The 14812-nt window shown below is 36.7% G+C and carries 13 protein-coding genes; 11 read left to right on the top strand and 2 right to left on the bottom strand.

The annotated features are described in order from the left end of the window. The first annotated feature begins 24 nt into the window (after positions 1–24). The 7 genes from ACQV2S_RS05110 (at position 25) to ileS (ending at position 9255) form a co-directional block, all read left to right on the top strand. Positions 25–1179, top strand: a complete 1155-nt coding sequence (locus ACQV2S_RS05110) for a cell division protein FtsQ/DivIB (RefSeq protein ID WP_428885105.1) — start codon at positions 25–27, stop codon at positions 1177–1179. Between the two features lie 132 nt (positions 1180–1311). After that, positions 1312–2889, top strand: coding sequence for a cell division protein FtsA (gene ftsA, locus ACQV2S_RS05115; RefSeq protein WP_428885106.1), 1578 nt, complete (start codon positions 1312–1314; stop codon positions 2887–2889). A gap of 30 nt (positions 2890–2919) precedes the next feature. Continuing rightward, complete coding sequence (gene ftsZ / locus ACQV2S_RS05120) at positions 2920–4242, top strand: cell division protein FtsZ (protein ID WP_428873873.1); 1323 nt, start codon at positions 2920–2922, stop codon at positions 4240–4242. A gap of 66 nt (positions 4243–4308) precedes the next feature. After that, positions 4309–4581, top strand: coding sequence for a YggT family protein (locus ACQV2S_RS05125; protein WP_428885107.1), 273 nt, complete (start codon positions 4309–4311; stop codon positions 4579–4581). Between the two features lie 3 nt (positions 4582–4584). Beyond that, positions 4585–5370, top strand: a complete 786-nt coding sequence (locus ACQV2S_RS05130) for an RNA-binding protein (protein ID WP_428874979.1) — start codon at positions 4585–4587, stop codon at positions 5368–5370. 25 nt (positions 5371–5395) lie between these two features. Beyond that, a complete protein-coding gene (locus tag ACQV2S_RS05135) occupies positions 5396–6196 on the top strand; it encodes a DivIVA domain-containing protein (RefSeq protein WP_428885108.1) in 801 nt (266 codons plus the stop codon). Positions 6197–6465: 269 nt separating this feature from the next. Continuing rightward, complete coding sequence (gene ileS, locus ACQV2S_RS05140; protein ID WP_428876020.1) at positions 6466–9255, top strand: isoleucine--tRNA ligase; 2790 nt, start codon at positions 6466–6468, stop codon at positions 9253–9255. 211 nt (positions 9256–9466) lie between these two features. On the opposite strand, the gene ACQV2S_RS05145 is transcribed toward ileS, so the two are convergent. Together ACQV2S_RS05145 and ACQV2S_RS05150 are read right to left on the bottom strand one after the other, a co-directional pair. Beyond that, a complete protein-coding gene (locus ACQV2S_RS05145; RefSeq protein WP_428885109.1) occupies positions 9467–10744 on the bottom strand; it encodes a toxic anion resistance protein in 1278 nt (425 codons plus the stop codon). A gap of 4 nt (positions 10745–10748) precedes the next feature. Next, on the bottom strand, positions 10749–11876 hold the full coding sequence (locus tag ACQV2S_RS05150; RefSeq protein ID WP_428885110.1) for a 5-bromo-4-chloroindolyl phosphate hydrolysis family protein: 1128 nt from the start codon (positions 11874–11876) through the stop codon (positions 10749–10751). A 172-nt stretch (positions 11877–12048) separates the two neighbouring features. On the opposite strand from ACQV2S_RS05150, the gene ACQV2S_RS05155 reads away from it, so the two are divergent. The 4 genes from ACQV2S_RS05155 (at position 12049) to rpsD (ending at position 14651) form a co-directional block, all read left to right on the top strand. After that, positions 12049–12630 (top strand): NUDIX hydrolase, encoded by a 582-nt coding sequence (locus ACQV2S_RS05155; protein ID WP_428876025.1) that lies wholly within the window; start codon positions 12049–12051, stop codon positions 12628–12630. A 2-nt stretch (positions 12631–12632) separates the two neighbouring features. Beyond that, complete coding sequence (locus ACQV2S_RS05160; protein ID WP_428885111.1) at positions 12633–13133, top strand: hypothetical protein; 501 nt, start codon at positions 12633–12635, stop codon at positions 13131–13133. A gap of 13 nt (positions 13134–13146) precedes the next feature. Then, positions 13147–13842 (top strand): 5'-methylthioadenosine/adenosylhomocysteine nucleosidase, encoded by a 696-nt coding sequence (locus tag ACQV2S_RS05165; RefSeq protein WP_428885112.1) that lies wholly within the window; start codon positions 13147–13149, stop codon positions 13840–13842. Between the two features lie 200 nt (positions 13843–14042). Then, complete coding sequence (gene rpsD, locus ACQV2S_RS05170; RefSeq protein WP_428873883.1) at positions 14043–14651, top strand: 30S ribosomal protein S4; 609 nt, start codon at positions 14043–14045, stop codon at positions 14649–14651. The last annotated feature ends 161 nt before the right edge of the window (positions 14652–14812 follow it).

Consider the following 14812-nt stretch of genomic DNA (forward strand, 5'->3'; position numbering starts at 1 on the left):
TTTTAAAAGAGAGGAGGAATAGGGATGGTTAATTACCGGTTACCAGATAAGAACCAGAATCGGCAGAATAAAAGGACAATTTCAGAAAGAAATAATCAGCCAGTAACAGCCCCTATGGGGAATTATCGTTTGGATTCTCAAGGTAAACCTATTCTTCCGACTTCTTTTGAACATTCGTTTAATCAAGAGCGTTTAAATCGATCCAATATATATTCCTTAAATGATTATCGAGATAGTCAACAGCTTGATTATTACAATAGCTCGATGAATGAGCCTTATTATCGAGTAAGGTCTTCACAAAATTATCGTATAGACGCTAATTCTCAAGAGTCATTTGTTTTTAAAAATAGACAAGATGGTCAAAGAATAACCCCTCATAATCCCACTCCTAGTTATTGGTTAGATAGATTACCAAGTAAAGAAGTATTGTTAAAAGGGTTTCCTAAAGGAAAGAGAAAAATTTTTATTCTCTATTTAATTATTTACAGTTTAATGGTTTGGTCTGGATGGCAAATATTACCTTATGATAATGTTAATACACTAAGTGTTTCGGGCAATCAAATCCTTCAGAGTGAGTCAATTCTCAATGGAGTTAAGATTCATTCGATGGATAAGGCAAAAGATATTTTAAAATGGCGCAAAGAAATTGAAGACCATATACTCACTAACAATCCTTTATTGGAGGATGTTCGTATTCAGCGCGACGATTGGAAGGCAATAAACATTATTGTTAAAGAACAAAAAATTGTTGGTATTTACTCTAGCAATGGTAAAAATTATGCGCTGATGAGTAAAGGTTATACTTCAGATGAAGCTGTTATTCAAAATCAATTAATTGCTGAACAAATGGCTCAACTTCCTCTAATTGAAGGGGAGTTTTCAGAAACAGCACTTAAACAACTTGCTATTGCTTTAGATCAGTTCGACACAAGCATTTTAGAAAGGGTTGAGAAAATAACACCTTCTTCCAAACCAGGTAAAGAGGGATATATCGAAATCAAGATGAAGGATGGTAATCTCATAAAAGCAGTGAGTTCAACAGTAGTGGAAAAAATAAATTATTATCCTAAAATGTTAGAACAACTCAACAATCGTAAAGGAATTATTGATCTTGAAGTGGGAGCTTATTTTACGCCTATGGCAAATGAAACTAATTCAGTCAAGCTTAATAATAATTAAGATAAGTATGATTACGAATTGATAACAAGGACTTCTTTTAATTTCATTGGCTTTATGGGTGTGTTAATATAAAAGTACTATAATGTGATAAAAACTCATGTTTTGTGCAAATGAAGGGGGTTCATCACCTGGATGAGAAATCAAGAGATAATTGTTAGTTTAGATATCGGAACAACATCGATTAAAGTTGTTGTTGCTGAGTATATGAACGGACATGTAAATATAATTGGTGTAGGTAATGAAAAATCACGTGGCTTAAGTCGTGGAGTTATTGTCGATATCGATGAGACAGTTCTTTCGATTCAAAAAGCTATTGAGCAAGCAGAGCGTAAAGCCAATGTTAAAATTAATGAAGTGGTCGTTGGGGTGCCTAGTAACAAGTTAGCTATTGATGACTGTCATGGCATGATAGCTGTAGCAAGTGAGAACCGCGAAATAACCTCGCGCGATGTAGATAATGTTATTTCGGCAGCAAAAGTACGTTCTGTTCCACCTGAGCGAGAAGTAATTGCCATTCTACCAGAAGAGTTCATTGTTGATGGTTTCAATGGTATTCGTGATCCTCGCGGAATGATTGGCGTTCGTTTAGAACTTTATGCCCGGTTAATGACAGGGCCACGTACCATTATTCATAATATTAGACGGTGTGTTGAAAAAGCAGGTCTTTCAATTTCTGAGTTTGTTATTCAGCCGCAAGCAATTGCAACCACCGCTTTAAATCAAGATGAGCGAGAATTTGGTACAGTGATTATTGATATGGGGGGCGGCCAAACCTCAGCTTCAATTATTTACGATAATCAATTGAAATATTCCTTTGTAGATCAAGAAGGCGGAGACTATGTCACTAAGGACATATCGGTTATTTTAAATACTTCACTAGATTCTGCTGAACGCATAAAACGTGAATACGGCTATGCCATTTCTAGTCAAACTTCACCAGAAGAGTATTTCCCGGTTGAAACAGTCGGCCGTAAAGAACCTGTTCGTGTAGACGAGCGCTATTTATCTGAAATTATTGAAGCTCGCTTAGTTCAAATTTTTGAAACTATTCATGAGGATCTTGAAGCTGTTGATGCTTTGGATTTACCGGGAGGCTTTGTCTTAACTGGGGGCGCTTCTTCTTTACCAGGCGTATTAGAATTGGCCAAAAAGTACTTTGGGCCACAAGTTCGTGTATATATCCCAGAACAAATGGGACTGCGCAACCCTGTCTATACGACCAGTATGGGGATGGTTGAATATGTGTCAAAATTAGATGAAGTGCATCAAATCGCTCAGGCAACTTTCCGAGCACAAAGGGTTCAGCACGCTGCAGCTAGGGATGCTGGTCCACTAATTTCCAATCCGTATGACGGGGGCCAAGGTCGTCCTTATGGTGAGTCAGATAACTCATATTATCAAGCTCGTAATGGCGGCGGACAACGAGGAGGGCTTCAAGGAGGATTTAGTAATCAAAGTCAAGCTCGACAAAAACCTAAAAGTCCTTCATTATCGCAACCCCATCCTAATGGTCAAGCTTTTTCAAATAATTCCAGTCACTCAGATTATTATGCCTACAACGATAGCCAAGCGCAATCTTATAATAATTATCCATCAGATGACCAATATTCTGAAGAAGAATGGATGGATGCTTCGACTAAAAACCCATCAACTAACGAAGGTGGTTTTGTAAATAAATTAAGAGCATATTTTCAAACGTTTTTTGACTAATTAAGACAGCACAAGAGGAGGAATTTATTAATGGAATTATCATTTGATCCAACGGTTAATCCTGAAGGAGCAGTTATCAAAGTTATTGGTGTAGGGGGAGCGGGTGGCAATGCTGTCAACCGAATGATTTCCGAAGATGTTCAAGGAGTTGAATTCATCGTCGCTAACACTGACACACAGGCTTTAAAAAGTTCTCAAGCAGAAACTAAAATTCAATTAGGTCCAAAAGTTACTAAAGGCTTAGGAGCTGGCTCGATTCCTGAAATAGGATTAAGAGCTGCTGAAGAATCAGAAGAGCAATTACGACAAGTCCTTGAAGGGTCAGACCTTGTTTTTGTCACTGCTGGAATGGGTGGAGGAACTGGAACGGGTGCTGCGCCTGTTGTCGCTCGTATTGCAAAAGAATTAGGTGCTTTGACAGTTGGAGTCGTAACCCGTCCTTTCACTTTTGAAGGTCCAAAACGCGGTCGCTTTGCTGCTGAAGGATTACAAAACCTCAAGGAAGCTGTTGACACTTTAGTAGTCATCTCAAACAATCGATTGCTAGAAGTGGTAGATCGAAAAACACCAATGATGGAGGCTTTCTCTGAAGCAGATAATGTTTTACGCCAAGGTGTTCAGGGGATTTCTGATTTGATTGTCGCTCCTGGTTTTATTAACTTGGACTTTGCAGACGTGAAAACCGTTATGAAGGATCAAGGAACAGCTTTAATGGGAATTGGTACAGCTGCCGGGGAAAACCGCACAGCAGAAGCGACTAAGAAAGCTATTTCTTCTCCATTATTAGAAGTTTCAATTGATGGAGCTCAACAAATTCTACTGAATGTAACAGGTGGACCGGACTTAAGCTTATTTGAAGCACAAGATGCAAGTGATATTATTTCTTCTGCTTCTAGCGAAGATGTCAATATTATCTTTGGTACTTCAATTAATGAGAGCTTAGGTGATGAGGTGGTTGTTACTGTAATTGCTACCGGAATTGATGCTGAAAAGAATACCATCAATAAACAACAAGCAATGCGTCAAAACCGTCCGAATTTCTCTCATAACAACACTTTCTCGACAAACGAAAGTACCCCATCTGCATCAAGTTCCCCATCGATGAATTCATCTGACCGCTCAATCAACTTAAAACAAGCAAATCAAAAAGAGACTGAACGTGATTTATTCAGTGATTGGGATATTAAACGCGAACAAATTACCCGTGATGTGGCAGATATTGAACCTAAGGAAAAAAAGGTTGAAAGAACCTTTGAAAGATCGGAATCAGAAAGTAAGGTACGTCAAGCGGAATCTGACGAGCAAGACGAATTAGAAACACCTCCTTTCTTCCGTAAAAGAAATCGTCATTAATTTTCTTAGAGGAAGCAGCAGTGTTTCCTCTTTTCACCAATTTTTAGCAATAAAGTCGGAGGTATTATGAATATAAATGCAATTATCCAATTTGTGTCTACAATTTTTCGTGTCTATCAATGGGTCTTGATACTCTATGCCTTACTCTCCTGGTTACCTGGAGCAAGAGAAAGTTCGATTGGACGAATGATTGATCGTCTGGCAAGTCCATATCTCGATATTTTTGATCGCTATATTCCACCCATTGGTCCTATTTCAATCAATGTGATCATCGCTCTCTTCACATTGACTTTTATTGAGCAGGGCGTCATTTGGCTGATTATTACCATTTTAGGCTAGTAAATGAAAGAGTCTATTTATCAGCATTATCGTAAGGAAGAAATTCCTTTTGTAGACCAAGTTTATGATTGGATCGATCAAGTTGACCGTCTTTATACTCCCGTCTTAACATCTTTTTTAACGCCGAGAGAAGCAACTATTCTAAAAAATATTGTTAACGGCCGTGATGAGATGAATTATCATTTAGATGGAGGATATGAAGATAGTGAGCGTAAGAGAGCCTTAATCTATCCTAACTACTATCTATTGGATTTAGCAGATTTAGAATTAGGATTCTTGGAAATTACTTACCCTATTAAATTTGCTGAACTGTCTCATGGTAAAATACTTGGAACCATTCTCTCAACAGGGATTGAGCGGGGAAGAATAGGAGATATTATCACTGATAGTCAGGCATGGCAGCTAGTAGTTGATTTAAAAATGCAAACTTATTTAATGGATGAAGTAAAAAAGATAGCCAATGTAGGAGTCCATTTGAATCCCATAAAACGAGGGAACCTTTTGCAATCGATTGATGAATGGGAAGAAGCAACAGTCATTGTATCTTCTCTGAGATTAGATAGTTTAATATCTAAGGTATATAATATTTCGCGCCAAAGAGCCAAGGATGCAGTTAAAGCAGGACAAGTTAAAATTAATTTTACTGAGATAGATCGAAGTGATACTTTGGTTGGTATTTCTGATATTGTTTCACTCAGGCATTTTGGGCGCTTTCGTATTCAGTCAGTAGATGGTAAAACGAAAAAAGATAATTTTAGACTATCCATTGATTTGTTAAAAGTATCGTAAAATTTATAAAAAAGGAAGGATCTTTATGACAATTACACCAAATGATATTTTAGAAAAAGAATTTAATAATAAGTTCCGTGGCTATGATCCAGAACAAGTAAATGATTTTTTAGATATTGTGCGCGTAGAGTTAGAGAAAAAACTAGAAGAAAATCACAATTTAACGCGTGATTTAGCAGAAGCTAAAGATAAAATTGACTATTTTTCACAATTACAAGAATCTTTAAATTCTTCAATTATTATTGCACAAGAAGCAGCAGAACGTCTAAAACAAAATGCTCGTAAGGAAGCAGAATTAATTCTCTATGAAGCTGAAAGTGAAGCAGGACGAGTAATTGATGAAGCGAATGCGCAATCAAATGAAATTTTTGAAGAGGCAGAGAGGTTGAGAAGTGTAACGAAAAAATATCGTCAAGAATTACGTCGTTTAATTGAAAATCAATTATCCATTGTAAATAACACTTCATTTGAAGATTTGTTTGATGGTACAGCTTTAACACCTGCTCAGACACGTGAACAAAGATCAGTAACGAGTAATCGTCTGGAAGATTTAGAACAAAATGCTAAGCTTGAAGCCATAGATAGTGAAGAAAATGAAGATTTATCTATGACGCAAGTTTTTGATTTGAATGACTTAAGGGAAATTCATGTGGATGAAAAAGATGAAGATTCTTCTGAGTCTATGAAAACTATGCCTTTAAGTCGTGAAGAATTAGAGGCTTTTGAACGAAATCATTCATCAGATAGAGACTCTGATGAAGCAGAAAAATCTGATGAAGCCTTACATGGTGAAACAATTCGTATTGACCTTCCAACAGAAGACTAATATAATTAAGAAAATTATTGGTAAAAGCTGAGATAGAAACAAGAAGATGGATATAATACATTAGCGACTTGAGGATGGTGCAAGCTCAAGAGTCCCTGTATCTTTCTTTATCATTCTATTCAATGACTAGTGAGCCAAAGTTGACTAGCTAGATCCGCTTCAAAAGCGTTATCATGAAGAGTGAATAGTTTAACTATTAAATTGGGTGGTACCGCGTATTTGACGTCCCTTCTTAGGAAGGGGCTTTTTTTATAGAGAGGAGAAAACTAATGAAATTAAAAGATACTTTGCACCTTGGAAAAACATCCTTTGATATGCGAGCGAATCTTCCTGTTAAAGAGGTAAGCTTACAAAAAGAATGGCAAGAAGCTGATGTTTATCACAAAATGTTAGAAAAAAATATGGATTCAGAACCATGGATTCTACACGATGGTCCGCCATATGCCAATGGTCGCGTACATATGGGACATGCTTTCAATAAAGTTTCAAAAGACTTTATTACACGTTTTCGTTCAATGACAGGCCATTATTCTCCATATGTCCCTGGTTGGGATACTCATGGTTTACCAATTGAGTCAGCCTTACAGAAGAATGAAGGTGTGAATCGTAAAGAACACTCAACAGCAGAATTTCGTAAACTTTGCGAAGCCTATGCTTTAAAACAAGTTGAAGGTCAAAAAGAAAGCTTTATGCGCTTGGGAGTTAATGGAGATTGGGAAAACCCATACTTAACTTTGCAACCTAAATATGAAGCACAGCAATTACGTATTTTTGGACAAATGGCTGATAAAGGCTATATCTATAAAGGTGCGAAGCCGGTATACTGGTCCTGGTCGTCAGAATCTTCATTAGCTGAAGCTGAAGTTGAATATCAAGACGTAAGCTCACCTTCAATTTATGTAGCTTTCAAAGTGAAAGACGGTGGTGGCATCCTTCCTCAAGAAGCAGAATTTATTATTTGGACGACTACACCATGGACATTACCTGCTAACCTAGGGATTTCTGTTTTAGGACAGGCTAATTATGTGCAAGTCGCAGTTGGCGACCGTCACTTTATTGTCGCTGAAGATTTATTAGAAGTAGTAGCATCGACGCTTGAATGGGAAAATTATCCAGTCGAAGCACATTATAAGGGGCAAGATTTTGACCGTTTGACTGCTCAACACCCATTCTATGACCGTGAATCCTTACTAATGGTAGGCGATCATGTTACTTTAGAAACAGGTACGGGATTAGTTCATACGGCTCCTGGTCACGGTGAAGATGACTATTGGATTGGTTTAGAGTATGGTTTGGATATTTTGTCGCCAGTAGATGGCAGAGGACATTTTACAAAAGAAGCGCCTGGTTTGGAAGGTGTCTTTTATTTGAAAGGTCAAAAGCAAATTGTTAAGACCTTAAAAGAAAATGGTAGCCTCTTGCATTATTCAGAATTTGTTCACTCTTATCCGCACGATTGGCGAACTAAAAAGCCGGTTATCTACCGTGCAACGCCTCAATGGTTTGCTTCGATTGATAAATTCCGTGAAGAACTGCTTGATAATGTTGAAAATGCAGTCACTTGGCACCATCCATCGGGTAAACGTCGTATTTATAATATGATTCGTGACCGTGGCGACTGGGTAATTTCTCGTCAACGTGTTTGGGGAGTGCCTTTACCAATTTTCTACGCAGAAAACGGAGAAGCTATTTTAGAATTAGATATTGTCAATCATGTAGCCGATTTAGTAGAAGAACATGGAACGAACATTTGGTTTGAGTGGGAGGCAAAAGACCTTTTACCAGAAGGCTTCCAACATCCTGCTTCGCCAAATGGTCAATTTACAAAAGAAATGGATATTATGGATGTATGGTTCGATTCGGGTACATCGTATGCTGGCGTTTTACAAGCGCGAGAAGATTTAAACTTCCCAGCTGATTTATACCTTGAAGGTTCTGACCAATATCGTGGTTGGTTTAACTCATCGTTCACTACCTCTGTGGCTGTCAATGGTTTCCCACCATACAAGGCGGTTCTTTCACAAGGTTTTGTAAATGACGGTAAGGGTCAAAAGATGTCTAAGTCTTTAGGAAATGTTATTGATCCAGTTGAAGTAATGAATGATTTAGGAGCAGATATTATTCGTTTGTGGGTCGCTTCTGTGGACTATGAAGCTGATGTACGTGTCTCTAATGAAATCCTCAAACAAGTCTCTGAATCCTATCGTAAGATTCGTAACACGCTTCGTTTTATGTTAGGTCTTGTGAATGATTATCATCCAGCTGAAAATGCCGTTCCTAAGGAAGAACTCACCAATCTCGATCAATATATGAATGCTAACTTTAACTTGTTTAAAGCGGATATCTTAGAAGCTTATGACAAGTATAGGTTCCCAGAACTTTATAAGCGCACTATGAACTTTATTTCTTCTGATCTTTCAGCTTTCTATTTAAATGTGGCTAAAGATATTGTATATATTGAAGCTAAAGATAGCCATGCGCGTCGTTCTATGCAAACAGTGATTTATCAAATAGTTCATGATATGTTAATTTTATTGACACCATTAATTGTACATACAGCTGAAGAAGCATGGAAAGATTTACCAGCGGTAGATGGTTTTATTCAATTAGCTGAAATGCCTAAGGCAGAACAGCTTGAGCAAGCTAGAGAGATTGTTGCTAAATGGGATGTCTTTTTTAAATTACAAACAGGAGTAAACAAGGCTCTCGAAGAAGCTAAGAATCAGCCAGAACAGGCAATTAAGAAATCCTTTGAGGCAGCCGTTTCACTATATATTAATGAAGAAGATCAAAAAGCCTTCGATTTACTAAGTGATCAGCCTGCACAATTATTTACTGTATCACAATTAAACGTTCAATCCATTAATCAAGCACCACAAGATGCACATTCGTTTGAAGATTATGCCGTGAAAGTTGATTTTGCAAAAGGAGATGTTTGTGATCGTTGTCGTGCAGTAAGACCAGAAGTCGGCACAATTGAAGGAGCAGAAGAACTTTGTCATCGCTGCCATGAAATTGTGAAAGCGGACTATCCTGAATATTTTGAGAATAAGGAATAACTTTATAAAAAAAAGACAGGGCCAAAGCCCTAAAAAACAGTGGCGAATTGATATGAGATTCGCCACTGTTTTTGTCGTTTAATAAATAAAAATAGTGAATAACAAGCCCTAAAAGCTGGGGAAATTCCTAGATAATGGGCTGATTTTTGTCGTATTTAGGACTTTTTACCTAGTTTCTTTTAATACTCCTAAAGAGTGTTTAAAGTAAAAATTAAAAATCATCAAAATAATTATCTTGTGACGTTTTAGGATTCATAGCTTGTTGTTTTTGTTCATTTGAAATAGCTAATAACCGTTCTTGCAGTTGACTTTCCATTGATTCTAATTCTATTTGAGCGGCTTGTCTTTGCTGTCGTCCTTCAGCTTGAATTTGTAATGTTGTTTCAATCGTTTCGATCAAATCAGCCTGCGTTTTTTGTAAGGTTTCGATATCGATAATACCTCTTTCAGTTTCTCTAGCTGTATCAATGGCCGATTGTTTCAGCATAGCGGAATTGCGACGTAACAAATCATTGGTTGTTTCTGAGACCATTCTTTGAGAAGTGGCAGCGTCTTGCTGTCTCAAAAGTGCAAGGGCAATGGTAATTTGATTTTCCCAAAGAGGAATAGAGGTATGAACAGAGGCTTGAATTTTTTCAGCCAAGGCTTGGTTAGTATTTTGAATCATCCGAATTTGTGGAGCTTGCTGGATAGTCATTTGACGGGTAAGTCTTAGATCATGGGTGCGTTTGTCTAAACGATCTAAAAATTGGTTAAGGTCATGGACTTCCTGCACATCCATTTGGCTATTGCTTTCTTGAGCTTTTTTAATAGCTTGAGGAATCGTTTTGGATTGTAATTCTTCAATTTTAACTTCACCCGCTGCAATATAGACATTTAAAGCCTCAAAGTAGTCTTTGTTCTTTTGATAGAGTGTTTCTAACATCATATTGTCATTGAGTAATTCGTTTTTTTCTCTTTCTAAACGAATAACGACTTTGTCTAATTGATTACCGATTTTTTGATATTTCATTTGGGTATCAGAGATGGAGGTACGGACTTGGCCAAAAACTTTTTGAAAAAGATTAGGTCGACTGGTTAACTCCTTAGGATTCGACTGTTGTAAGGTACTCATTAAATCCGTTAAAACATCACCGACTTCACCCGTATCTTTAAGTTGGACATTATGTAGCATTGAATGGGAGAATTCTGACAAACGCTTTTGTGCTTTAGCCCCATAGGTGATAACAGCAGAAAGGTTTTTCTCGTCAATCTGCTGGGCGAGTTTACGTGCTTGAGCTTGACGATTTTTACTCAAGCGGTCAATTGTTTTCTCATTGGTAACTTTTTTCTGTGAAAGAATTGAAGCTTTTGATAATTCGCTTTGCAAAGATTGAATGGGTTCAATCCGATCTTCTTCTTGGTCAAAGGGATCCGTCAGAAGATCATCAATTTCATCAAAAGAAGTGGCTTGAGTTAAATCCTGATTATTTGAGTTTAGTTCATTCATCGCTTTATTCTCCTTCATTATCTAGTTCTTTAAGCTCTTCAAAAGGGTCATCCATATCAAAATTATCCATTTTAGATTTTTTTGAATTTTGGCTGAATCGATTTGTTTGATTATTAGATTCATTATGTAACATTCGGTCGGCTAGTTTCAAGCCATCTTCCAATTCTTGATAGGTTTCGGAGTGAAATTTCAAATAATCCTCAACAATTTCTTGACTCAACTGATCGATTGTTTGGGCACTTTTTTCTAAAATTAAATAGCTTTGCTTATTTTTTGCCACATGTGAATTAATTTCATTATATTTTTCTAATAGATCGTCTAACTGTGGAAGATAATTGATGAGGAAATCAGAAGCATCCAGTCGACGATTGGGCTCTTCAACGATATCTTTAAAGTAATTCTTTGAAACTTTGACGATATTGTGTCGGATTTCAATGGCGCGCATTTTAGCCGTTTTTTGAAAGTTGGCTTCAATATTAATAATCTGTTTACGCGAATCAGCCATTTGACTTCTGAAAGCTTCAATTTCTTGTTTACTTAAGCCTGCTGCTTGATAATGCTCTAGCATGTTGCGACTAGGCTTTTTGTGAGTAGGATGGAAAAATGACTTCCTGTGGGTTTTAAATGTATTCGGTTTTGTTATAAGCGCTAAAAAAGCAACCCCAGCTGAACAAAATAGAATAGCAATGCTTAGATAATATAAGCTAATGGCAGAAGCAGTAAAATAACTCTCTAAACCAATATAGCCATAAGATTGGGATTGACTACTAGCAATAGCCAGACCCACTAATAAGGTGAGGACTTGACCAACATAATAGAAAAACCAAATCCATGCCGCAGAATTTATTTTACGAATAAAGTAAAAGAGAAAGGCTAAGAGAAGCCATCCGGCAACAATAGCTAAAGTGGAATAGACGAGGGCCATTATATAGTAGCTATTATAAAAAATGAATGTTAAAACATGCTCCATCACAATTAAAGTAAGTAAGGCAAGGATATTTTTCTTCAAAGTAACCGTCCAAATATCAGATAAATGATTTCCTTTTTTAACAAAAAGATTGAATTTGCGAACAATATTTAGCAGAGGGCCTGCTAATAAGAATATAAAAATTATATTGATTAAAGCTAACATGATTGCAACCTCCCTTTTCTTAATTTTAGAATACCATAACTAGAAAAAAGTCTTATCGGACTTGAGGCCTATTCTTAAACTTAACCATTGAAAAGACTTGAAAGAAAGAATAGTAGTCGCTAAACTGAGTAGGAATTAATAGCTAAGGAAATAGTTTTAAGAGGTGAAAATTATGAAAGATAAGGCAGAGACAATTTCATTTATCAAAAATAATGAAACACTATCTGTTAACCAAATCTACGATGGGGCCATTTTACAACTCTATCAAAATGAAGTACGTCTACCCAACGGTCAAACGGCAAAACGTGAGTTGATTCATCACCTGCCAGCAGTGGGTATATTAGCTGAAACAAAAAATAATGAAGTTGTCCTGGTTAAACAGTATCGTCCGGCTATTGCTGATGAAATTTACGAAATCCCAGCTGGAATTATCGATCAAGTAGAAGGTCAACTCGAAGAGCCTCTTATAGCCGCCAAACGTGAGTTAAATGAAGAAACGGGTTACGCTTCAGCAGAGTGGATATTTAATTCTAAATTTTATATTTCACCGGGTTATATTGATGAGGCCATATACCTTTTCTTTGCTAAATCCATTGAAGAGGCAAAAGAAAAGCTAGATCAAGATGAAAATGAAGAAGTTTCGCATTACTTATTTACGGCCCAACAAGTGAGGGAAATGATTAATAATGGTGAAATCATTGATTTAAAAACTTTATATGCTTTAAGCATTTGGTTAAATAGTTTGGAGGTTTAGTTATGGGACTATTTTCAAGCAAAAAGAAAAAACACGACGATTATCAAGCTTATTTAAATTATGAGCAAGAAGGAAATGATCGTTTAAATCATCAGCCTTCTTCAAACAATCAAGTGGATTCCTTTGATCGGTCGATCTATTCAGAAGATAGTGAGCTCTACCACGAATTTGTTAATCGGGCAGAAGCGATGGATGATTCACAACCTTATCCAAATTATTATGAGGAAGTGACTTCACAATTTGATAGTCAGAATGACTTTGACATGACTAATGAGATGGATGCAGAAGGAGATGGAGTATACAAAGCTTTTAATGAGCAATCAGTTGATAAAGACCAAGCAAGTTCACTCGAGGATTATCACCATCAATCAATGGGGGAAGATAATAGTTCTATTAGAAAAAGAGCTAAATATTCAGCTAAAATTGACCGTTTTTTAAATAATGGCATTATCATAGTAGGTGTTCTATTAGTCTTAGTTTTGTTAATCGCTTTTTTGGCATAGGAGGGGTGGTTAGATGAAGAAAATTGGAATTATTGGTGCAATGGAAGAAGAAATTCGTCTCTTAAAAAATGAACTATCAAATTTAGAAGTTCATAATTACTATGGCTTTGAGTTTTATCAAGGAAGATTGAGTGGTAAAGAAGTTGTCCTAGTTCAATCAGGAATTGGAAAAGTTAATGCTAGCCTTTCAACTGTTTTAATGGTTGATCATTTTGAGGTGGATTTAATTATAAACACTGGAAGTGCCGGAGGTCTGTCACCAGACTTATCAGTGGGTGACTTGGTGATTGCTGATGGTTTAATCCACCACGATGTAAACCTTTTAGTCTTTGGATACGACCAAGGTCAAATGGCTGGCATGCCGACAATATATCAACCAGATGAAGATATCAGTCAATTGGCCTATCGATTGGCTAAAGAGAAAGGACAAACCGCAATTAGAGGACTGATTGCTTCAGGAGATCAATTCATTAGTGACAGTCAACAAGTAAACAATATTCGTCAAGTTTTTCCTAACGTAAAAGCAGTTGAGATGGAATCAGCGGCTATCGCACAAGCTGCTTATATTCTAAAAACACCATTTATTATCATTCGTTCAATCTCCGATAAAGCAGATGAAGAAGCTGGAATAAGTTTTGATGAATTTATTATATTGGCCGGACGCAAATCAGCTGAGATGGTAATCGATTTACTGAGTAAAATTGATTAAAAAAACTTGCTAATCTTTTATTAATCGGTATAATAAAAAGAGTGTAAAATAATGCAGCATAGAAAAAGAAAGCGCGTCAACAGTTAGTAACGTCAACGTTAATGAGTAACCACGGCTGCACAAGGTGAAAAACTAACTGCACGCATTCGATTTTCTAACCACTTATTTTACTCCAATACATATTTTATGGAGGAATTTTAATGTCACGTTATACAGGACCCTCATGGAAACAATCTCGTCGTTTAGGAATTTCATTAACTGAAACTGGTAAGGAGTTATCAAAACGTCCGTTCCCACCAGGACAACACGGTAATCAACGTAAAAAATTATCAGAATATGCTTTACAAAAAAATGAAAAGCAAAAATTACGCTTTATGTATGGATTAAATGAACGTCAATTCCGCACTTTATTTAATCGCGCTGGCAAAATCTCCGAAGGTAAACATGGTGAAAACTTCATGGTTATGTTAGAGCGTCGTTTAGATAACTTAGTTTATCGATTGGGTTTAGCTACTACTCGTCGTCAAGCACGTCAACTAGTAAACCACGGCCATATTACTGTTGATGGCAAGCGTGTAGATATCCCGTCATATATTGTTGAACCAGGACAAGTAATTAGTGTTCGTGAACGCTCACGTAATTTAGCTATCATCAAGGAAGCATTAGAAACAACAGTTACTCGTTTAGAGTTTGTGAACTTTGATGCAGATAAATTAGAAGGTAGCTTAGTTCGTTTACCATTACGTAGCGAATTAAATGCTGAAATTGATGAAGCCCTAGTCGTAGAATACTACAATAAATTAGGCTAAATCTTAAAGAGATTGTTACATAAGATTGGGAGCTTTCCCAATCTTATTTTTTTCCATTAGAGCCTAAGGAAGTTTTTTATTGAACAATGCCTTTAAAAGAAAGCCTTCAAATGTTATAATGTATGGTGATTATTTATGCAAAAGGCCAATAGGCAGGGGAT

Source organism: Facklamia sp. P13064, from assembly GCF_050409425.1.
Classification (GTDB): domain Bacteria; phylum Bacillota; class Bacilli; order Lactobacillales; family Aerococcaceae; genus Facklamia.